Annotated in this window: 20 protein-coding genes; 14 read left to right on the top strand and 6 right to left on the bottom strand. The window is 70.2% G+C overall.

All coding sequences use genetic code 11. The features are described 5' to 3' along the window. Positions 1-19: 19 nt before the first annotated feature. A complete protein-coding gene (locus NB3_RS04585; protein ID WP_039802496.1) occupies positions 20-1,048 on the top strand; it encodes a beta-ketoacyl-ACP synthase III in 1,029 nt (342 codons plus the stop codon). A 55-nt stretch (positions 1,049-1,103) separates the two neighbouring features. On the opposite strand, the gene NB3_RS04580 is transcribed toward NB3_RS04585, so the two are convergent. Next, entirely contained in the window at positions 1,104-1,559 is a 456-nt protein-coding gene (locus tag NB3_RS04580; RefSeq protein ID WP_067796929.1) for an SRPBCC family protein, read from the bottom strand. 207 nt (positions 1,560-1,766) lie between these two features. Here NB3_RS04580 and NB3_RS35500 point away from each other — a divergent pair, with 207 nt between their 5' ends. From NB3_RS35500 to mnhG, 13 genes are all read left to right on the top strand, one after another. Beyond that, positions 1,767-1,967, top strand: a complete 201-nt coding sequence (locus NB3_RS35500; RefSeq protein WP_067796926.1) for a hypothetical protein — start codon at positions 1,767-1,769, stop codon at positions 1,965-1,967. Positions 1,968-2,020: 53 nt separating this feature from the next. After that, the gene (locus tag NB3_RS04570) at positions 2,021-3,688 is read left to right on the top strand and encodes an NAD(P)/FAD-dependent oxidoreductase (RefSeq protein ID WP_067796923.1); all 1,668 of its coding nucleotides are present in this window, start codon (positions 2,021-2,023) and stop codon (positions 3,686-3,688) included. Positions 3,689-3,702: 14 nt separating this feature from the next. Further along, positions 3,703-5,196, top strand: coding sequence for an ATP-binding protein (locus NB3_RS04565; RefSeq protein WP_067796920.1), 1,494 nt, complete (start codon positions 3,703-3,705; stop codon positions 5,194-5,196). Further along, on the top strand, positions 5,193-5,546 hold the full coding sequence (locus tag NB3_RS04560) for a UBP-type zinc finger domain-containing protein (protein WP_067796917.1): 354 nt from the start codon (positions 5,193-5,195) through the stop codon (positions 5,544-5,546). The genes NB3_RS04565 and NB3_RS04560 overlap by 4 nt, the downstream gene beginning before the upstream one ends. A 72-nt stretch (positions 5,547-5,618) precedes the next feature. Continuing rightward, the gene (locus tag NB3_RS04555) at positions 5,619-6,056 is read left to right on the top strand and encodes a hypothetical protein (RefSeq protein WP_067796914.1); all 438 of its coding nucleotides are present in this window, start codon (positions 5,619-5,621) and stop codon (positions 6,054-6,056) included. Between the two features lie 56 nt (positions 6,057-6,112). Continuing rightward, complete coding sequence (locus NB3_RS04550) at positions 6,113-8,374, top strand: AAA family ATPase (RefSeq protein ID WP_067796912.1); 2,262 nt, start codon at positions 6,113-6,115, stop codon at positions 8,372-8,374. A 131-nt stretch (positions 8,375-8,505) separates the two neighbouring features. Beyond that, positions 8,506-9,807 carry a hypothetical protein gene (locus tag NB3_RS04545; protein WP_067796909.1) on the top strand — a complete coding sequence of 434 codons (1,302 nt, stop codon included), beginning with the start codon at positions 8,506-8,508 and terminating at the stop codon, positions 9,805-9,807. Positions 9,808-9,917: 110 nt separating this feature from the next. Beyond that, positions 9,918-12,821 carry a Na+/H+ antiporter subunit A gene (locus tag NB3_RS04540; RefSeq protein ID WP_067796906.1) on the top strand — a complete coding sequence of 968 codons (2,904 nt, stop codon included), beginning with the start codon at positions 9,918-9,920 and terminating at the stop codon, positions 12,819-12,821. After that, positions 12,818-13,195 (top strand): Na(+)/H(+) antiporter subunit C, encoded by a 378-nt coding sequence (locus NB3_RS04535; protein ID WP_067796903.1) that lies wholly within the window; start codon positions 12,818-12,820, stop codon positions 13,193-13,195. Before NB3_RS04540 ends, NB3_RS04535 begins: the two co-directional genes overlap by 4 nt. Next, entirely contained in the window at positions 13,192-14,796 is a 1,605-nt protein-coding gene (locus tag NB3_RS04530; RefSeq protein WP_067796901.1) for a Na+/H+ antiporter subunit D, read from the top strand. Before NB3_RS04535 ends, NB3_RS04530 begins: the two co-directional genes overlap by 4 nt. After that, on the top strand, positions 14,793-15,368 hold the full coding sequence (locus tag NB3_RS04525; protein ID WP_067796898.1) for a Na+/H+ antiporter subunit E: 576 nt from the start codon (positions 14,793-14,795) through the stop codon (positions 15,366-15,368). Before NB3_RS04530 ends, NB3_RS04525 begins: the two co-directional genes overlap by 4 nt. Continuing rightward, the gene (locus tag NB3_RS04520) at positions 15,365-15,625 is read left to right on the top strand and encodes a monovalent cation/H+ antiporter complex subunit F (RefSeq protein WP_067797007.1); all 261 of its coding nucleotides are present in this window, start codon (positions 15,365-15,367) and stop codon (positions 15,623-15,625) included. Before NB3_RS04525 ends, NB3_RS04520 begins: the two co-directional genes overlap by 4 nt. Continuing rightward, entirely contained in the window at positions 15,622-15,957 is a 336-nt protein-coding gene (gene mnhG, locus NB3_RS04515) for a monovalent cation/H(+) antiporter subunit G (RefSeq protein WP_067796895.1), read from the top strand. Before NB3_RS04520 ends, mnhG begins: the two co-directional genes overlap by 4 nt. 179 nt (positions 15,958-16,136) lie before the next feature. Here the strand turns inward: mnhG and NB3_RS04510 are convergent, their stop codons facing one another. The 5 genes from NB3_RS04510 to napA all read right to left on the bottom strand — a co-directional run bounded on the left by NB3_RS04510 (position 16,137) and on the right by napA (position 20,535). Then, positions 16,137-17,492 (bottom strand): phosphatase PAP2 family protein, encoded by a 1,356-nt coding sequence (locus tag NB3_RS04510; RefSeq protein ID WP_067796892.1) that lies wholly within the window; start codon positions 17,490-17,492, stop codon positions 16,137-16,139. 76 nt (positions 17,493-17,568) lie between these two features. Beyond that, complete coding sequence (locus NB3_RS04505) at positions 17,569-18,714, bottom strand: glutamate--cysteine ligase (RefSeq protein WP_067796888.1); 1,146 nt, start codon at positions 18,712-18,714, stop codon at positions 17,569-17,571. Positions 18,715-18,725: 11 nt separating this feature from the next. Then, complete coding sequence (sodC, locus tag NB3_RS04500) at positions 18,726-19,412, bottom strand: superoxide dismutase[Cu-Zn] (protein ID WP_067796885.1); 687 nt, start codon at positions 19,410-19,412, stop codon at positions 18,726-18,728. Positions 19,413-19,572: 160 nt separating this feature from the next. Further along, positions 19,573-20,133, bottom strand: a complete 561-nt coding sequence (locus NB3_RS04495; protein ID WP_067796882.1) for a LytR C-terminal domain-containing protein — start codon at positions 20,131-20,133, stop codon at positions 19,573-19,575. A 48-nt stretch (positions 20,134-20,181) separates the two neighbouring features. After that, positions 20,182-20,535, bottom strand: a complete 354-nt coding sequence (gene napA, locus NB3_RS04490; RefSeq protein ID WP_067796879.1) for a nucleoid-associated protein NapA — start codon at positions 20,533-20,535, stop codon at positions 20,182-20,184. Positions 20,536-20,665: the final 130 nt, after the last annotated feature.

Raw genomic sequence — 20,665 nt, 5'->3', positions numbered from 1 at the left:
AGGTACATAGGAGACGCAGATGGCTGCTCGAATCGCCCAGACCACCGGCGCTGAGCACACGGCGATCCTCGGGCTCGGCGTTTACCGCCCTGCTCGCGTGGTCACCAACGACGAGGTGGCCGGTCCGATCAACTCCAGCGACGAGTGGATCAGGACCAGGTCGGGCATCAGGACCCGGCGGTTCGCCGACGAATCCGAGACGATCCAGAGCATGAGCGTCGCCGCCGCGCGCGGCGCGCTGGAATCCTCCGGCATCGCGGTCGACCAAGTCGATTGCGTGATAGTTGCTACATCCACCCACCTGTTGCTGACCCCGGCCGCGGCCCCGCGCATCGCCACCGAACTCGGCATGAACGGCGCGGCCGCCTTCGACGTCTCCGCCGGTTGCGCGGGCTTCTGCCACTCGATCGCGCTGGCGTCGGATCTGGTCCGGGCAGGCACCGCCGCCCACGTGCTCGTGATCGGCGTGGAGAAACTGACGAACACGGTCAACCCGAAGGACCGTTCCACCGCCTTCCTCTTCGCCGACGGCGCGGGCGCGGTGATCGTCGGTCCCTCCGACGAGCCGGGCATCGGCCCCACCGTGTGGGGCTCCGACGGCACCCAGCACCACGCCATCCGGCAGGACAAGGACTGGATGGAGTTCTTCCACGAGATCGACGAGAAGGGCTTGGACGCGGTGCGGCCCTATCTGGCGATGGAGGGCACCGCGGTGTTCCGCTGGGCCGCGCACTCGCTGGAGAAGGTGTGCCGCGACGCGATCGACCGCGCCGGACTGTCCCCCGAGGACCTGGACGCGATGATCCCGCACCAGGCCAACGGCCGGATCATCGAGATCATGGCCAGGGTGCTGAAGCTGCCGGAGCACTGCGCGCTCGCCAACGACATCGAGGAGGCGGGCAACACCTCGGCCGCATCGATCCCGCTGGCCATGGAGGCGCTGCTGCGCAAGGGCGAGTCCAAGCCGGGCGACACGGCGCTGCTCATCGCGTTCGGCGCGGGCCTGTCCTACGCGGCCCAGGTCGTGAACCTGCCGAACTGGAAGTGACCGCTCGCCGCTGCCGGGCCACGACCTCTCGTGGACCGGCGGCGGCGACCCGCGCTCAGGCGCCTGCTTCGACCGCCGTCTTGATCTTGCCGAGCGTCTCGTTCATGCCGCGCACCAGCAGTTCCTCGAACGGGGCCTCGCCGCCGAGCGCGGCGTCGATCGCCCTGCGGGAAAGCCAGGTGGTGCCGTTGGGCACGTCCCTCCGCTCGATCAACCGCGTGCCGGACTCGGTCGGCTCGAGGGTGTAGCTCCACACCGTCCGGTTCTCGTTGACCCGGAAGGCGAACGCCTGATTCGGCTCGACCCGCACGATGCGGGCGGTGGTCGGCCAGAACTTCTTGCCTTCGCGATTGAAGTTGATCGTCCAGGTGCCCGCCTTCAGCGAGCCGAGCGCCACCATGCGCACGCACTGCGGGCTGAACTCCGGCATCCGCTTCAGGTCGGAGACCACCGCCCACACGCGCTCCGGGGGCGCGGAGATGTCGATGCTGGCTTCGAGGTTCTTCGGCAACGCTGCCTCCGGGATATCAGCGACGGACCGACGAGCGTCCGTCCGCACGCGGTGGGACGAGTCGCCGACATTTTAAGCGCCCGACAGTTGCGTCACGTTTTCGCCACTCGCGCACCCCCCGGTGTAATGATCGGCGCACAATAACGGATACATGAAGCACAGACACCGCCTCCAACATTTCGGCGTACCAACGTGAGGTGATCGGCCGTGAAACTGCGCTCCCTGCTCCACCGTCGACCGGCGGACCCGGTTCCGCTGCTGCCAGTCATCGAGCCAGAGGACGGGCGAAAAGCGCACGGCGCGTCGGTATTTCCGCCACGGAGCGTTCGCGGGGCCGCGCAGGAGGAACGCCTGGAGCGGCTGCTGACTCCCCGTGAACTCGATCTCGTCCTGCACCATCGGCTCTGAGCCCTGGGCGAACGCCCACGACAGACCGCGCCGCGAAGCTCCATACTCGTCAGGTGACTTCACCCGCTGCTACGAAACCGGCCATCCTGAGCGTCGACGACGACCCGGGCGTTTCCCGTGCGGTCGTCCGCGACCTGCGCCGCCGTTACGGCGCCGATTACCGGATTCTGCGCGCGGAATCGGGGGCGCAGGCGCTGGAGGCGCTGCGGGAGATGAAGCTGCGCGGGCAGCCGGTCGCCGTGTTGATCGCCGACTACCGGATGCCCGGCATGGACGGCATCGAGTTCCTGGAGCAGGCGATGGACCTGCACCCCTACGCGCGCCGCGTGCTGTTGACCGCCTACGCCGACACCAACGCCGCGATCGACGCGATCAACGTCGTCGACCTCGACCATTACCTGCTCAAACCGTGGGACCCGCCGGAGGAAAAGCTCTATCCCGTGCTCGACGGGCTGCTCGACGCCTGGCGCGGCAGCGAGCACCGGCCCGTCACCGAGACCAAGGTGGTCGGCAATCGCTGGTCGCCGCGGTCGTCGCAGGTGCGGGAGTTCCTGGCCCGCAACCAGCTGCCCTACCGCTGGTACCTGGCCGACGAGCCCGAGGGCGCGCGCCTGCTGGAGGCGGCGGGGGCCGACCCGGACGGCTGTCCGGTGGTGATCACTTCCGCGGGCGCGGCGCTGGTGCAGCCAACCGACAGCGAACTGGCCCAGCACGTCGGCCTGACCGTCGACCCGGCGGGTGAGTTCTACGACCTGATCGTGGTGGGCGGCGGTCCCGCCGGTCTGGGCGCTGCGGTCTACGGCGCGTCCGAGGGGCTGCGCACGGTGCTCGTGGAGCGGACCGCCACCGGCGGCCAGGCGGGGCAGAGTTCGCGCATCGAGAACTATCTCGGCTTTCCCGACGGCTTGTCCGGCGCGCAGCTGGCCGACCGGGCCCGGCGGCAGGCGGCGAAATTCGGCGCCGAAGTGATCACCACGCGGGAGGTGGTGGGGCTGGAGGTGAACGGCTCCGCGCGCACCGTTCGGTTCGCCGACGGCGGCAGGCTGTGCGCGCACACCGTGATCATCGCGACCGGCGTCGACTACCGCCGTCACCCGGCGCCGGGCGTCGACGACTTCACCGGGCGCGGCGTCTACTACGGATCGGCCATGACCGAGGCGTCCGAGTGCGCCGATCACGACGTCTACATCGTCGGCGGCGCGAATTCCGCGGGCCAGGCCGCGGTGTTCCTGTCCCGCAACGCGCGCACGGTGCACCTGGTGGTGCGGGCGGATTCGCTGGAACAGTCCATGTCGCATTACCTCATCCAGCAGATCGGACAGATCGCGAACATCGAGGTGCACACCAACACCGAGGTCATCGCCGCCGACGGTGACGATCACCTGCAACAGATCGTGCTGCGCGACAATCGCACCGGCGCCGAGGAGAAGGCCGACGCGGAGCGGCTGTTCCTGTTCATCGGGGCCGCGCCGCAGACCGATTGGCTCGACGGCGTCGTCAGCCGCGACGACGCCGGTTACGTGCTCGCCGGTCCCGACCTGATGGTCGACGGCGCGCGGCCTGCGGGCTGGGAGCTGTCGCGGCCACCGCATCATCTCGAGACCAGCGTGCCCGGCGTGTTCGTCGCGGGCGACGTGCACGCCGAGTCGGCCAAGCGCGTCGCCTCCGCCGTCGGCGAGGGCGCCATGGCCGTCATGCTCGTGCACCGCTATCTCGCCTGACCAGGAGGCCGCAGATGACTTCGAACCAGACCGCGGATCGCAGCAGCCGATCGGTGTGCGATCCCGCCGAGCTGCGCACCCTGTTCCTGTTCGAGAAGCTGAACGACGAGCAGTTGGCATGGTTGTGCGCCGACGGCCGGGTGGAGACGATAGAGCCGGGGGTGGTCTTCCGCGAAGGCGACCCGGCCACCTGCTTCTACGTCCTGATGGACGGTGAGCTGGTGCTCTCCAAGCAGTCCGGCGGCGCGGAGATCGAACTGGTCCGCACCGAGCATCACGGCGCCTACGCGGGCGCCTGGATGTCCTACATCGGCGACAAGGTCGATCAGACCTACAGCGGGACGATGCAGGTGACGCGGCCGTCGCGGTTCTTCGTGCTGGACGCCGACATCTTCGCCAGGATGATGCGCGAGTGGTTCCCGATGGCCGTGCACCTGCTCGAAGGGGTGTTCTTCGGCAACCGCAACACCAACGCGCGCATCGGTGAGCGGGAACGGCTGCTCGCGCTCGGTTCGCTGTCGGCGGGTCTCACCCACGAGCTGAACAACCCGGCCGCCGCCGCGGTGCGCGCGACGGCGGGCCTGCGCGAGCGAGTCGCGGGCATGCGGCACAAGCTGGCCATGATGGCGGAGGGCAAATTCGATCCGTCGTCCTTGGGCTCGTTGGTGCGCTTGCAGGAGGAGGCCGCCGCCCAGGTCGCGAAGGCGCCGGAGCTGACGCCGCTGGAGGCCGCCGACCGCGAGGACGTGCTCGGCGAATGGCTCGAGGAGCACGGGATCGCCGACGGCTGGAACCTCGCTCCGAACTTCGTACAGGCCGGGTTCGACACCGACTGGCTGGAGCGGGTGGCCGCCACCCTGGACGGCGCTCCGGAGCAGGTGTTCCAAGGCGCCATTCGCTGGCTGAACTACACCATCGAGACCGAGCTGCTGATGAACGAGATCGCCGACTCGACGACGCGCATCTCCGCGCTGGTCGGCGCCGCGAAGCAGTATTCGCAGATGGACCGGGCGCCGTTCCAGGTGGTCGACATCCACGAACTGCTCGACAGCACCTTGGTGATGCTCAGCCGCAAGATCGGCGACGGCGTGCACGTGGTCAAGGAATACGACCGGACACTGCCGCAAGTGCCGTGCTACGCGGCCGAACTCAATCAGGTCTGGACCAATCTCATCGACAACGCGGTGTACGCGATGAACGGCGAGGGCACGCTGACCATCCGCACCAGGCACGAGAACGATTGCGCTGTGGTGGAGATCGGCGATACCGGATCGGGTATACCGCCGGAGGCCCGCGGCCGGATCTTCGAACCGTTCTTCACCACCAAGCCGATGGGTGAGGGCACCGGACTGGGGCTGGACATCTCGTTCCGCATCGTGGTCAAGAAACACAACGGCGACATCAGGGTGGACTCCGAACCCGGCGACACCAGGTTCACCGTCTGGCTGCCGCTGCGCCGCCCCGAAGCGGACGCCGTCGCCACGACCGACCAGGAGGGACAGGCATGACCGAGCGAATCGCGGGCATCGACCCGGCCGTACCGCCGAGCGGGCCGGGTTGCCTGGAGTGCGAGCAGGTCTCGGGCTGGTGGGTGCATCTGCGCCGCTGCGCCCAGTGCGGGCACGTCGGCTGCTGCGACACCTCACCCGCGCAGCACGCCACCGCGCACGCCAAGAGCACCGGCCATCCGTTCATCCAAAGCTTCGAGCCGGGCGAGGACTGGTACTACAACTTCGAGACCGAAGAGATGTTCAGCGGCGGACCGGAATTGGCGCCACCGCACAGTCATCCCGCCGATCAGGGCACGCCGGGCCCGCGCGGACGGGTGCCGGCGGATTGGCAGGCACACATCCACTGACCGCGCCGCAACCGGTACGCTGCTGCGAACGCCGGGGCCTCCGGCGCAACGATCCACCCGGGAAAGCACGGTATGAAACGAACTTCCACCATCGTCCTGATCGCCGGGACGGTGGGTTTCCTGCTGGCAGGCTGCGGCGGAGGGGACGAGTCCGCCGACGCGAACGGATTGCGCAAGGGCTCGGAGAGCGCGACCACGGCCGCGTCGGCCACCCATACGACCGCTCCCGGCACCGCGACGCCGAGCGCCCCGGCGGAAACGGACGCCACCACCACGACGAAGCAACGCGATCTCGCGCTCGGTCCGGCGTCGAGCACCACCTGCGGTGAATTCCGCAAGCTCGACACCGACACGGAGAAAACCCTGATCGAGCAGATCCTCGCCGAGAACCCGGGCGGCCCGTTCGACGGCAGCCCGAACGTCGCGCTCGGCACCGCCAAGCTGGTGTGCCTGGCGCCGAGCGTGGCCGACACCTCGGTCGCCGTCGCCGCCGGAATCGTCAAGAAGTAGCCACCCGACCGCTCTCGGGTCGTGACCGATCACGGGCCGCGCGGCAGAATGGCACAGTGGCAGAACTGGCACTCACCGCCCGTCTGAATCCTTCGGCCGCCGATGCCCGGCGCGGGGTGGTCCGGCTGCATCCGGAGGCGCTCACCGCGCTCGGGCTGCGGGAATGGGACGGCATCATGCTGGTCGGCTCGCGGCGCACGGCCGCGGTGGTCGGCATCGCCCGCCAGGGCACGCCCGCGGGGGTGGCCCTGCTCGACGACGTCACGCTGTCCAACGCCGGGCTGCGCGAGGATGCGACGGTGGTGGTCTCCCCCGCGACCGTCTACGGCGCGAAACAGATCACGGTGAGCGGTTCGGTGCACGCCACCCGCACGATTCCGGCCGCGACACTGCGGCAGGCGCTGCTGGGCAAGGTCGTCACCGTTGGCGACGCGGTCTCCCTGCTGCCGCGCGACCTCGGCCCCGACATCAGCTCCACGGCGGCGACCCAGGCGCTGTCGCGCACTTTCGGCATCGCCTGGACCACGGAGTTGCTCACCGTCACCGGCACCGACCCGCGCGGACCGGTGAGCGTGCAACCGAATACCGCGGTGTCCTGGGGCGCGGGTGCGGTCGCCGCGCGGGACGCCGCCGATCTGGCCGGGGCGGGGACCCCGATCCCGGTGGGCACGGCGTCCTGGGGCGCCACGGAAGCCGCCGCCATGGACACGGCCGCGGGCACCAACGGCGCCGCGTTGGCGAGGATCTCGGCCGCCGACCTGCCGAGCATCTCGGTCGAGGAACTGGCGGGCGCGCGCGGCCAGGCCGCGAAACTCCAGGAGTGGCTCAGCCTCGCGTTGGACGAACCCGAGTTGTTGCGCACGCTGGGCGCACGACCACATCTCGGCGTGCTGATCACGGGTCCGGCCGGTGTCGGCAAAGCCACGCTGGCCCGCGCGGTCGCCGGATCGCGGCGCGTGGTGGAGCTCGACGGCCCCAGCGTGGGCGCGGCCGAGAGCGGAGCGCGGCTGCGCGAGGTCGCCGAGGCGGTGGCCGATATCGGCTGCGGCAAGGGCGGCATCCTGCTGATCACCGACATCGACGCCCTGCTGCCCGCCGATCCGGAGCCGGTCGCCACGCTCATCCTCGACCAGCTGCGCGCCGCGATCGCCGGACCGTCCGTGGCCTTCCTGGCGACCACGTCGCACCCGGCCGGCATCGACCAGCGCTTGCGCGCCCCCGACCTGTGCGATCGCGAACTCGCGCTGCCGCTGCCCACCACCGCCGTGCGCAAGGCGCTGCTGGAGTACTTGCTGCGCCGGGTGCCGACCGCCGAGTTGAAGCTCGACCAGATCGCCGAACGCACGCCCGGGTTCGTGGTGTCCGATCTGGCGGCGCTGTGCCGGGAGGCGGCCCTGCGCGCGGCCTCGCGGGCCAGGGAGCACGGCGAGCCGCAACTCACCCAGCCCGACCTGCTCGGCGCGCTCGAGGTCATCCGGCCGCTGTCACGCTCGGGCATGGAGGAACTCGCCATCGGCAGCCTGAGCCTCGACGACGTCGGCGACATGGCCGAAACCAAGCAGGCGCTGACCGAGGCGGTGCTGTGGCCGCTGAAGCATCCGGATTCCTTCGCCCGGCTCGGCATCGAGCCGCCGCGTGGTGTGCTGCTCTACGGCCCACCCGGCTGCGGAAAGACGTTCCTGGTGCGTGCGCTGGCCGGCACCGGTCAGCTCAGCGTGCACGCGGTCAAGGGAGCCGAACTGCTGGACCGATGGGTCGGCTCGTCGGAGCGCGCGGTGCGTGAGCTGTTCCAGCGCGCCCGCGACTCCGCGCCGTCGCTGATCTTCCTCGACGAGGTGGACGCGCTCGCTCCGCGTCGCGGGCAGAGCGCCGACGCGGGCGTCGGTGATCGGGTGGTCGCGGCGCTGCTGACCGAACTCGACGGCGTGGAGCCGCTGCGCGACGTCGTGGTGCTGGGCGCGACCAACCGGCCGGAGCTGATCGATCCGGCGCTGCTGCGTCCGGGGAGGCTGGAACGGCTGGTGTTCGTGCCGCCGCCGGACGCCGACGCCCGCAGGGAGATCCTGCGCACCGCGGGCCGCGCGGTGCCGTTGGCCGCCGACGTCGATCTCGACACACTCGCGGAGCAACTGGAGGGCTACTCCGCCGCCGACTGCGCGGCGCTGTTACGCGAAGCCGCGCTCGCGGCCATGCGCCGTGACGTGCACGCGGCCGACGTCACCGCCGCGGACGTGCTGGCGGCCAAGAAGGTGGTGCGGCCCTCCCTGGATCCCTCGCAGATCGACACGCTGCGCCGGTACGCCGACAGCCGCGGGTAGGTCACGCGCCGCGCGATTCGGAGAATCTTCGGCAACTGGGCTCTTACCGCATTTTTCGCCCTGGAGACATTTTCGAGCGAATCATCGGCAATCACAAGATCAGCTGACCACCACGGGTATGTTCGACAACCGTGCGCAGGGTCGGCGACATTGTCGACGCGACCACGGCCTTCACGGGAGCCGCGGTCGCGGGCGTCACGCTGTTCCTGCCGGTCACCGTCACCACCTCCGGCCAGTCGGCCTCGTACCGGATCGCCGGGCTGCTCAACAGCGTGCCGCGCAGCGCGGCGCTGGGCGTGATCGTCGCCGTGGCGGTCGCCGTGCTGGTCGCCACCACGTCGCGCCCGCTGACCGGGTGGGCGACGGCGACCGCCGCCGCGCTGGCGCAGCTGATCAACCACTTCGCCGGACACCGGGTGGCCACCGCCGAGATACTGACCACGCAGAACTACATCGACTCGATCTGCGCCGCGGTGCTGCTCGGCGGCCTGGGTGCGGTGGTGCTGCGCCGCCCGCTGCCCGCCGCGGCGTTCGCGGTGGGCGGGGTCGGCTTCTTCGGCTTCGGCGATCTCACGGGCCTGCTGAACATCAACGCCGACCCGTACGCGGTCCTGGAGACCCCGACGCGCTGGATGATCGGTGTGACGCTCGCCCTACTGGTGCTCAGCACCTTGCACAACTGGAGGCGCACCGAGGAGGCGAAGGCGCCGCGCATGGCGATCGCGCTGCCGGTGACGCCGATCCTCGCCGCCATGGTGCTCGCGCTGGTGGTCCTCGCGGGCACCGAGTGGCTGGGCCGCCAGTACAGCAAACTGCCGGGGGAGAGTCACGCGGTGGAGATCGCGATCGTCGTCGCGGCGACGATCGTCAGCGCGACGGCCGCCGCCATGCTGCTGCCCGGCCGTGATGGCACCGGCGTGTATCTGGCCGTGAGCCTGACCGCCGCGGTCGACGCCGTGGGGTACGCGGTGCGGCCCGGCTGGACCTCCGCGGTGCTCATCGCGTTGACCGCGGCCGGACTCATCGTCGGCGTCAGGATGCCGTCCACCGCCCTCGCCATCCTGTTGCTGACGGGCATCACGGTCTTCGCGCTCGTCACCTCGACGTCCGCTGGCACCGTCGCCTTCGCGGTGATCAGCGGCGTCATCGCGCTGACCGCCGGTTACTGCTGCGGCACCGCCCGGCCGCACTACGCGCCCAGCGGCGTGCTCGCGATCAGCGCGCTCTATCTGCCTTCGGCGGTCTCGGTGATGCCGGACCGGGTCAAGGACTGGCGCGAGGACGTGACGGCGCACGACGCGACTCCGGGCCGCACCGCGCTGGCCATCGTCATCGGCAGCGCCGTCGGGCTCGTCATGCTGCGCAAATTGCGGCCGCGCAGCAAGTCGCAAACGAATGGGCAACCAGAGAGCGAGTCATTAGCGGACATATAGCTTCGGTTCGGGCGGATGGCGTACACCATACTCACGCTTTCACCGGAAAAAGCACGCCTTCCGTAGGCTTGTGCCGGACACCCCGCCGCCCCTACCCGACGGAGTGAAGTTTGCTCGCAATCCTGCTCGTGCACGCGGCAGCCGCCCTGGTGGCTCCGCTGTGGGTGCGGGCACTGGGGCGCAACGCTTTCTATCCACTCGCGGTGGTCCCCCTCGGCGGCTTCGTCTGGGTGCTCGCGAATTGGTCCGAGCCGCAGCGAGTTCGGCTCACCTGGGCGCCGAGCATCGGCCTGGACATCGATCTGGGCTTCGACACGCTCGCGGCCGTGTTGAGCGCGCTCGTCCTCGGCATCGGGGCGCTGGTGCTGGTCTACTGCGCCCGGTACTTCGAAGACGACGAGCCGCGCCTCGGGGTGTTCGCCGCCGAGCTGGTCGCGTTCGCCGGAGCCATGTTCGGGCTGGTCACCAGCGACAACATGCTGCTGCTCTATGTGTTCTGGGAAGCGACAACGGTGCTGTCGTTCCTGCTGATCGGGCACAACGCCGAGCAGGCGGCCAGCCGGAGGGCGGCGATCCAGGCGCTGCTGGTCACCGGGGCGGGCGGGTTGACGATGCTGGCAGGCATCATCGTGCTCGGCGCCGCGAACGGCAGCTATCTGCTGTCGGATCTGCTCGGCGCCACCGCGCCGAGCGGGACGGCGGTGAATGTCGCGGTGGCACTGATCCTGGTGGGCGCGCTGACCAAATCCGCCGCGGTGCCGTTGCATTTCTGGCTGCCCGGCGCGATGGCGGCGCCGACGCCGGTGAGCGCGTACCTGCATGCCGCGGCGATGGTGAAGGCCGGGGTGTATCTGATCGCGCGGCTCGCACCGGCGTTCGCGCAGAATCCGGTGTGGCACCCGCTGGTGCTCACCCTCGGCTTGGCCTCGATGCTGCTGGCCGGGCTGCGCGCGCTCCAAGTGGTGGATCTGAAGCTGGTGCTCGCTTTCGGCACGGTGAGCCAGCTGGGATTCCTGATCGTGCTTGTCGGCATCGGCACGCCCGGCGCCGCGCTGGCCGGGGTGACGCTGATCGTCGCGCACGCGCTGTTCAAGGCGTGCCTGTTCCTGGTGGTCGGCATCATCGATCACGGCGCGGGAACGCGGGATCTGCGCCGGTTGTCCGGGCTGGGCCGCCGGGCGCCGGTGCTGTGCGCCACCGCGGCGCTCGCCGCGCTCAGCATGGCGGGCATACCGCCGCTGGTCGGCTTCACCGGAAAAGAGAGCGCGCTGAACGCCGTGCTGGACTCGGACGTGCTGGCCGTGCCCGTGCGCGGTCTGGTCTTCGCCGGGGTGGTGCTCGGCTCGATGCTCACCGTCGGCTACAGCATCCGGTTCGTCTGGGGCGCGTTCGCGGACAAGCGCGTCGAACCGGAACCCGCCGCGGGCGCGACGCCCGTCGCCCACCATCCGAGCGAAGTACCCGTCCCTGAGGACCAGCCGGAAGCCGAGCGCCGTTTCCGCTGGCACCCGCCGGGTGCCCTCTTCCTCGCGGCGCCGGTGATCCTCGCCGTCGCGAGCCTCGCTGCCGGTCTCGCACCGACCTGGCTCGACGCACGGTTGCGCCCCTATGCCGAGACGCTGGCCGGGCCCCCGCCTCCCCATCTCGCGTTGTGGCACGGATTCGACCCGGCACTGGTGTCGACGCTGCTGATCGTCGCGGTGGGCGTCGCGCTGTGGCGGCTGCGCGACCGCTTCGCCGAATCGGCGCACCCGCGCCTCGGCAACGCCGACCGCGCCTACGACGCCACGCTGCGCGCGATGGACACCCTCTCGCTGCGGATGACCGGCGCGGTGCAGCGCGGATCGCTGCCGTTGAGCCAAGCCGCGATCCTGGTCACGCTCATCGTCCTGCCGACCGTCCTGCTGGCGCTCGGCACCCGCACGGGCGTCACGCTGCGGCTGTGGGATTCGCCGCTGCAAGCGGCCGTCGGCGCCGTCATGGCGGTGACCGCGCTCGCCGCGACGGTGCTGCGCAACCGGCTGGCGAGCGTGCTGGTCGTCGGCGTGACCGGATACGGCAGCGGCGTGATCTTCGCGCTGCACGGCGCGCCCGACCTCGCGCTGACCCAATTCCTCGTGGAAACGCTCACCCTGGTGATCTTCGTCCTGGTCCTGCGCGCTTTTCCCGCCCGGATCGAGGCGAGCCGCACCGCCGCCTTCAAGGTGCGCAGGGCGATGCTGGCCGCCTGCACCGGGGCAGTGGTCGCGGTCCTGGCCGGGTTCGCCGTCGCGGCCCGCACCGCCGAGCCCATCTGGCCCCGTATCCCCGATGCCGCCTACGCGTTCGGCGGCGGGAAGAACGCCGTCAACGTCCTGCTCGTCGACCTGCGGGCCTGGGACACCCTCGGCGAGATCTCGGTGCTCGTCGTCGCCGCCACCGGAGTCGCCTCGTTGGTGTTCCGCAGCAGGCGTTTCGGCAGCGCACCCCGGGCGACGGACTCCCCCGACTACGATCCGGAACTGGTGAGCTGGCTGCCGGCGGGCCGATTGATCGGCCGGGCCGAACGGTCGATGGTCCTGCAGATCACCACGCGGCTGGTGTTCCCGACCATCATGGTGCTGTCGGTCTATTTCTTCTTCTCCGGCCACAACGCACCCGGCGGCGGGTTCGCGGGCGGCCTCACGGCGGGGCTGGCGCTCACGCTGCGGTATCTCGCGGGCGGCCGCTACGAATTGGGTGAGGCGCTGCCCGTCGACGCGGGCCATATCCTCGGCGCGGGTCTGACCCTGGCCGCCGGCACCGCGGTGTCGTCGCTGCTGCTCGGCGCGCCGCCGCTGTCCTCGGCGATCATCGACGTCTCGCTGCCGGTGATCGGCCACATCAAGGTGGTCACCGCGCTGCTGTTCGATCTCGGCGTCTACCTCATCGTGGTCGGCCTGGTGCTGGACGTGCTGCGCAGTCTCGGCGCGCGGCTGGACAGCGAACTCGCCGACGCCGAGCCCCCCGCGGCGAACGGAGGTCCCCGGACATGACCGCGAATCTGACCCTGCTGGTGGTGATCGGCATCCTGGTCGCGTGCGGGGTGTATCTCATCCTGGAACGCGCCGTGTCGAAGATGCTGCTCGGGCTGATCCTCTTCGGCAACGCGGTGAACCTGCTGATGATCACCGCGGGCGGCGGCAACGGCAAACCGCCCATCCACGGCTCGGCCGACACCGAGGAGATGGCCGACCCGCTCGCCCAGGCGATGGTGCTCACCGCCATCGTGATCACCATGGGCATCGCTGCGTTCGTGCTCGCCCTCGCCTACCGCGCCTACATGCTCACCACCAGCGACGACGTCGCCAACGATCAGGAAGACGTCGATGTCGCCCGTCGCCGCGCCGGAGAGGACCCGGAGACGTGACCCTCTCGCCCGGCCTGCTGCCGATCCTCGCTCCGCTACCGGTGCTCGTCCCACTGCTGAGCGCCGCGGCCACGCTCGTCTTCGGCCGCAGGCCGCGCATCCAGCGCGCGGTCAGCGTCGGTGCGCTCGCCGGTGGCGTGGTGATCTGCGGGCTGCTGCTGTTCCTGGTCGACCGGGACGGCACCACGGCGATTCAGGTGGGCGACTGGGCGGCGCCGATCGGCATCACGCTGGTGGTGGACCGGCTGTCGGCGGCGATGCTGCTCGTCTCGTCCATCGTGCTGCTGTCGGTCAACCTCTACGGCGCTGGCCAGAACATCCGCGACGGCGACGAGCGGCAGCCGACCTCGATCTACCGGCCCACGTATCTGGTGCTCAGCGCCGGGGTCTCGGCCGCGTTCCTGGCCGGAGACCTGTTCAACCTCTTCGTCGGCTTCGAGATCCTGCTCGCGGCGTCCTTCGTGCTGCTCACCGTCGGCGCGACCACCGAACGCATTCGCGCCGGCGTGGCCTACGTGATGGTTTCGATGGTCTCGTCGCTGATCTTCCTCACCGGCATCGGACTCACCTACGCGGCCACAGGAACACTCAACCTCGCCCAGCTCGCGGTCCGGTTCGGCACCGTGCCGGACGGCACGCGCACGGCGATCTTCGGCGTGCTGCTGGTGGCGTTCGGCATCAAGGCGGCGGTCTTCCCGCTGTCGAACTGGCTGCCCGATTCCTATCCGACCGCTCCGGCGCCGGTCACGGCCGTGTTCGCCGGTCTGCTCACCAAAGTCGGTGTGTACGCGATCATCCGGACCCATTCGCTGCTGTTCCCCGACGGCGGCTTCGACTCGGTGCTGCTGGTGTGCGGCCTGCTCACCATGCTCGTCGGCATCCTCGGCGCCATCGCGCAGAGCGACATCCGCCGTCTGCTGTCGTTCACGCTGGTCAGCCACATCGGATACATGGTGTTCGGGGTCGGCCTCGCCAACGCGGCCGGGCTGTCGGGCGCGGTGTTCTACGTGGCGCACCACATTCTGGTGCAGACCACCCTGTTCCTGGTGGCCGGCCTGATCGAGCGGCAGGCCGGATCGACCTCGCTGCGCAGACTGGGCGGGCTCGCCGCGGCCAGCCCGCTGCTGGCCGTGCTGTTCCTCGTTCCTGCGCTGAATCTGGGTGGCATACCGCCTTTCTCCGGGTTCATCGGCAAGGTCGCGCTGTTGCGGGCGGGCGCGGAGAGCGGCAGCGTGCTGGCCTGGGTCCTGGTCGGCGGCGCCGTGCTCACCAGCCTGCTCACGCTCTACGCGATGGCCAGGGTATGGAGCAAAGCGTTCTGGCGGCCCCGCGAGGACGCGCCGGAGGGCCATCTCACCGCGGCCAAGCCGCCGACGCTGATCGAGGAAGCGACCGACGTGCACTACGACGAGCGCACCGATCCCGGCCGGATGCCGCCGCTGATGGTGTTGTCCACGGCGGCGCTGCTGGCGGTGGGGTTGTGCCTGACGGTGCTGGCCGGACCGATCCTCACGATCGCCGACCGGGCCGCGGCCGACCTGCGCGATCCCGGCGTGTACATCGGCGCGGTGCTGGGCGATCCGCACGGAGGCCCGCGATGAGCATCGAGCAGACCGGGCGGAGCCGCAGGCGCGATCTGACGGTCCGCATCGGCATCCTCGTGTGGCTCACCGTGGTCTGGGTCGCCTTGTGGGGCGATCTGAGTACGGCGAATGTGCTGGGTGGACTGGCGGTCGCCGCGCTGATCATGGTGGCGCTGCCGTTGCCCCGCGTGCCGGTGTCCGGCCGGCTGAACCCGTTTCCCCTGCCCGAGTTGATCCTGGCGAGCGCGTATTACGCGCTGGAGTCGAGCCTGCAGGTCGCCTGGTTCGCGATCCGCCCCGCGCCGACGCCGGTGTCCGGGGTGCTGCGGGTGTATTCCGCCACACGCTCCGATCTGGTGCTCGCGCTGTGGACCGATCTGCTCAACCTGATCCCCGGCACCATGGTGCTGGAGATCGACCGCAGGCGCTGCGTCGTCTACGTGCACGTGCTCGACGTGGGCAGCGACGCGGCGGTGGACAACTTCTTCCGGATCACCCGGCGGCTGGAACGCCTGCTGATCGAAGCCTTCGAACGCCCGACCGGATGGCCGTACTCCCGGCCGCCCTCGCCCCCGGAGGTGACATCGTGACCGTCGTCGCCGTCATCGCCGCCGTCATCCTGACCGCGGCGGCACTGCTCACCACGTATCGCGTCGTCATGGGCCCCAGCACGCTGGACCGGGTGGTCGGCATCGACTCGCTGATGGCCATCGCCGCCTCCGGGCTGGCGGTGTGGGCCGCCTACAGCGCCGACACCACTGTGGTGCCCGCGATCGTCGCGCTGGCGCTGGTGGGGTTCCTCGGCTCGGCCGCGGTGTCGCGATTCCGGGTGCGGGACGACACATGAACCTCTGGCACGTCCTCGCGGGCGCCCTGATCCTGTTCGGCTCGACGCTGGCGCTCACCGCCGCGATCGGGATCGTGCGCTTCCCCGACACGCTGACCCGGATGCACGCCGCCACCAAGCCGCAGGTCATCGGGCTGATCCTGGTGCTGGCGGGCACCGCGATCCAGCTGCGCGGGCACGGCAACGTCTGGGCGCTGGTGCTGGTCGGGCTGTTCACCCTGCTCACCGCCCCGGTGATCGCCCACCTGATCGGCCGCACCGCCTACCGCGAGCAGCGCCACCGCGACGGCCTGCTGCGCGTCAACGAGCTGCGCGACGACGACATCGATTAGCCGCGACCGGCCTCAGCGCGCGACGGGTTCGACGCCGACCAGCCGCACGCACGGGGCCTCGGCGCACCGCTGGCTCAGCGCCCCACGGGCTCGACGCCGACCAGCCGCACGCACGGGGCTCGGCGCACCGCTGGCTCAGCGCCACCACGGGCTCGACGCCGACCAGTCGCCCGCACGGCTCAGCGCGCGACGGGCTCGACCTCGGGTGTGGCTTGCCGCGGCTGCCGCGCGGTCGCGAACCACGTCGCGTGGAACGCCGCGGCCAGTCCGGCCAGCAGTCCGAGCACGACCGTGCCCGCGAGCACCGGATACTCGGCCATCGGCACCGCGAGGTACCGGTAGGACAGCAACAGCACGGCCAGCACGACCGCACCGGCGCCGACCAGCCGGATCCGGAACCATCCCCAGCCGCGCTCCGGCTCGCGCAGCGCCGATTCGACGGTGAGGCACAGCACCGCCCCCGCGACCAGGTCGACGCCGTAGTGGTAGCCGAATCCGAGGGTGGCGGCGAGGGTCGCGAGCAGCCAGAACGTGCCGCCCCAGCGCAACCAGCGCGGAGCGGGCTCGCCGTCGTTGTCGCGGCGGGTGTGCAGGAACACCGACAGCGCCCACGCGGTGTGCATCGAGGGCATGCAGTTGCGCGGAATCGGCGCGTCGAACGGCAGCGGCAACGGAGTTCGATCGATCGGCGGCACCACTCCCGGCCAGTAGTTGCCCAATTGCAGCCCGTTGCCGTCCGGTCCGTACGCGAACATCGGACCGACCACCGGGAACAGCACGTACACCAGCGGACCGATCAAGCCGAGCACCAGGAAGGTGCGCACCAGGTAGTGCGACGGCCACCGGCCCGACGACGTCACCCGGCGCAGCTGCCACACCGCCACGACGATCGCCGCCACGGGCAGCTCGATGTAGACCCAGTGCAGCACCGCGTAGGCGACGGGCCCGAGCGTGTCCACCGCCCGCCCGAGCACCCACGACGGATCGCCCAGCGCGTGATCGGCCAGGATCACGTATTCGTCCAGCACCGTCGGCCTGCCGAGCACGGTGATGTGCAGCCAGACGTCGCCGACCTTGGTGGCGAGCACGAGCAGCGCGCCGAGCGCGACGGCGTGCAGCGCGTCCCGCCGCTGCGCGCCGGACCAGCGCAGCCAGGCCACCAGCGCCAGGCCGGTCAGCACGATCACGGGCCCGTTCCCGATCGCGAACGGCTCGCCCGCCAGCAAGCGGACCGCGGCCCACACCACGTCGACGGCGACCGCTGCGCTCACCGCGATCACCCGGCGCCGGGCCGGAAGGCCGACCAGCGCGAGCACCAGTCCGGCCCAGGGCACCGACATGGATTTGGGTGTGCCGATGTAATCGCGCCCCAAGCTCTCCAGCGGGCCTTCGAATCCCTGCCACATGGCGACGCCCTGCAACACGATCAGCAGAACCGGCACCGCGGCCACCGCCGCGGCGACCCGGACCCGAGTCTGCGGTACGCGGCGCGAGACCGCGCTTCCTACGCTGGAACCCGGGTTTTCGACAAGCATCCGACCATAGTAAACGGGGGGTGAACGCCGTCCCCCTGGCCAGCTGAACAGCAACCGACCGCTACCCGGCGGATCGCTACTGTTTCAGCTCCTCGACCAGCGCGTCCACCACCGCGACCAGATCGCCCTGCGACGCCGCGGCAACCCGGCGCTGCCGCTGATAGGAGGCTCCGCGCTTGGGGATCTCGGCGACCAGCGCGAGTTCGTCCGCGCAGCCGAGGCGCGCCGCCGTCGGCTCCAACCGGTTCAGCAGATCGTTCAGATCGTCGGTGACCAACCGCTCGTTGCTGTCGGAGTCGGTGATGATGATCGCGTCCAGCCCGTAACGCGCGGCCCGCCATTTGTTCTCCTGCACGTGCCAGGGCGGCAGCGTCGGCAGCGTCTCGCCGTTCTCGACGCGGCGGTCGAGGTCGACGATCAAGCAGTGGATGAGCGCGGCCATCGCGGCGAGTTCGGCGCGCGTGGAGATGCCGTCGCAGACCCGCACCTCGATGGTGCCCCACTTCGGCGCCGGGCGAATATCCCAGTGCATGCCGCCCAACTGCGTGAACACACCGGTTTTGACCTCGTCGTGCACGAAATGCTCGAACTGGGTCCAGTTCTCGAACTGGAAGGGCAGGCCTGCTGTCGGCAACTGCTGGAACATCAACGTCCGGTTGCTGGCGTAGCCGGTGTCCGATCCCGACCACATCGGCGAGCCCGCCGACAGCGCGAGCAGATGCGGATACGACAGCAGCAACGAGTTGAGGATCGGAAAGACCTTGTCCCGGTGCGAGACTCCGACATGCACGTGCACGCCCCAGATCATCATCTGGCGACCCCACCACTGCGTACGCTCGATCAGCTCGTCGTAGTGCTCCGACCGGGTCAGCTGCTGGGCCGACCATTGCGCGAACGGATGGGTGCCCGCGCAGAACAGATCGACGCCGAGCGGGTCGGCCGCGCGCCGCACCGTGTTCATCGTGCCGGTGAGATCCTCCAACGCCGCGCCGACGGTCTCGTGCACGCCGGTGACGAGTTCGACGGTGTTGCGCAGCAATTCCTTGGTGACCTGCGGCGTGCCGTCGTGGGCGCGCAGGTCACCGAGGGAGTCGAAGACCTCGGCGGCGGTGTTCGACAGATCGCGGGTCACCTTGTCCACCAAGGCGATCTCCCATTCGACCCCGATGGTGGGCCGGGGCGAACCTTCGAAGGGAACGTGCTCGATTCCTGCCCCGGCCATATGCCACCGCGCTACTGGATCACGCCACAGGCGACACGGCCACCCGCGTCGCCCGTCGCTAGGGTCGACTCGTCGGGACCCGCGACGCCGTCGGCGCGGGAGTAACGGTTGGGGATGTTGCCGAAGTTGTCGGCGTCGGCGTGGATGATCAGGGCCTTGCCCTTCACGTCGTCAAGCGTCACCGCGTCGGTGGTGGTGACCAGCTTGCCGACGCCGTCGCCACGCACCTCGAGCGACGTCAGGTCACCACTGGCGGGATGCGCGTTGGCGCTGCCGACCTGCAGGTGACCACCGGCGGACAGGAAGTCGCCCGCCGGGCCGCCGGTCGGCGCGACGGAGTTCGGCTCGCACTTGCCGACCTGGTGCACGTGCAGGCCGTGGAAGCCGGGACGCAGCCCGTGGGCCTCGACGGTGATCTGCAGGTGGTTGCCGTCCTTGGCGAAGTTCGCGGTGCCGACCGAGGCGCCTGCGGGGTCCTTCAGCTGGACGTTCACGCCCTGCTCGGTGTTCGGCGTTCCGCCGTGCTCGGTGCTCGACTGCCCGGCGGGGGCGGGCGACCCGGTCCACACCGGCGGAGTGGTTCCCTGGACGTCACTCGACTCCTGGCTGTTCGAGCAGGCGGCGAGGCCGAACACCGCGACCGCGAGCACCGGGGTCACAGTCCGCCAGGAAGGGCGTCGAGTTGTGGACGGGGCCATCGGGGAACTCCTTTACGAGTACCGAGTTTACGAGTAAAGCTGGGTGGACACGTTCGTTACCGGACAAGATGATGCCACGCCGTCCCGCCGTGCCCCCGACAGGGCGGCGCGCCCTCACCGGTGTTCGCCGGTCCGAGCGTGCGACCAGCGTCCACACGGGTCAGTTACCCGTGACGATCACCGTTACACCCGGCGCGGTGTCCCCGATCGCACCCGACTTCGGCGCCACCGACGCGCCGAGCTGGTCCGCGATGGCCTGAGCGGCTTCCTTCTCACCGGGTGAATCGCCGTAGTACACGGTGGTTTTGGCGATGCTCGCGCCTGGGTAATTGCCCGTTTCCGCGATCGTCCACCCGCTCGCCTCCAGCTGGCCGGCGGTTTTCGCGGCGAGTCCCGGCACCATGCTGTTGTTGAGCACCCGTACCGGCACCGAACGCGCCGCCGTGGAGGTGGTCGGCGCGGCGGTGGTGGTGGCCGGCGTCACGGTCGCCGCCGGGGTTGACGAGATCGGCGCCTTGGGCGCGGTGGTGCTCGCCGGGACCTGGGGCGCGGCGCTCGCGCTCGAGGTCGGCGATTGGCTGGTTCCCGAGGCGTCGGTGTCGGCGTCGGAATCCGACAGCGACATCGCGCCGAGCCCTGCGAAGACGATGGCCAACGCGATCAGCACCATCGCCAGGGCGCGCAACGGTGGCCCACCGGAGGTGGGGTTCGGGTAGCTCACCTTCGCGAGCCTAGTCGCAGGAGGCGGGTCCGGGTCCGCATCGCCGGGTCAGGCCTGGAATCCGAGCCGCCGCGCCGCGCGCGCCTTCTGCCTGCTCGCTCGCAGCCTGCGCAGCCGCTTGACCAGCATCGGGTCGGCCGCCAGCGCCTCCTGCCGGTCCACCACCGCGTTCAGCACCTGGTAGTAGCGGGTCGGCGACATGGCGAACAGCTCGCGGATCGCCTCCTCCTTCGCCCCCGCGTACTTCCACCACTGCCGCTCGAAGGCCAGGATGTCGAGTTCGCGACGGCTCAGTCCGCTACCGTCGGCCTGCTCGGCCGTGGCGTGCTCCGTCGTGCCGTCTTCGCTCGCGGAAGGGCTGTTGTGGGTCGCGGGAAGATCCCGTGCCGCTGCGCCGTCCATCTCGCTCCCTCGCCGAGTGACCACCAGACGAAAAATGGTGCTTGTACGTCGCGGAACATTCAACCACGCGTGAGGGGAATCGCCGGGCCCACAGCGCGGCGTGTTCCCTACCGGCCGGTAGGCCCGGGCT

The organism is Nocardia beijingensis NBRC 16342 (assembly GCF_001612785.1).
GTDB lineage: Bacteria > Actinomycetota > Actinomycetes > Mycobacteriales > Mycobacteriaceae > Nocardia > Nocardia beijingensis.
This window is presented reverse-complemented; position numbering and strand designations above follow the sequence as displayed.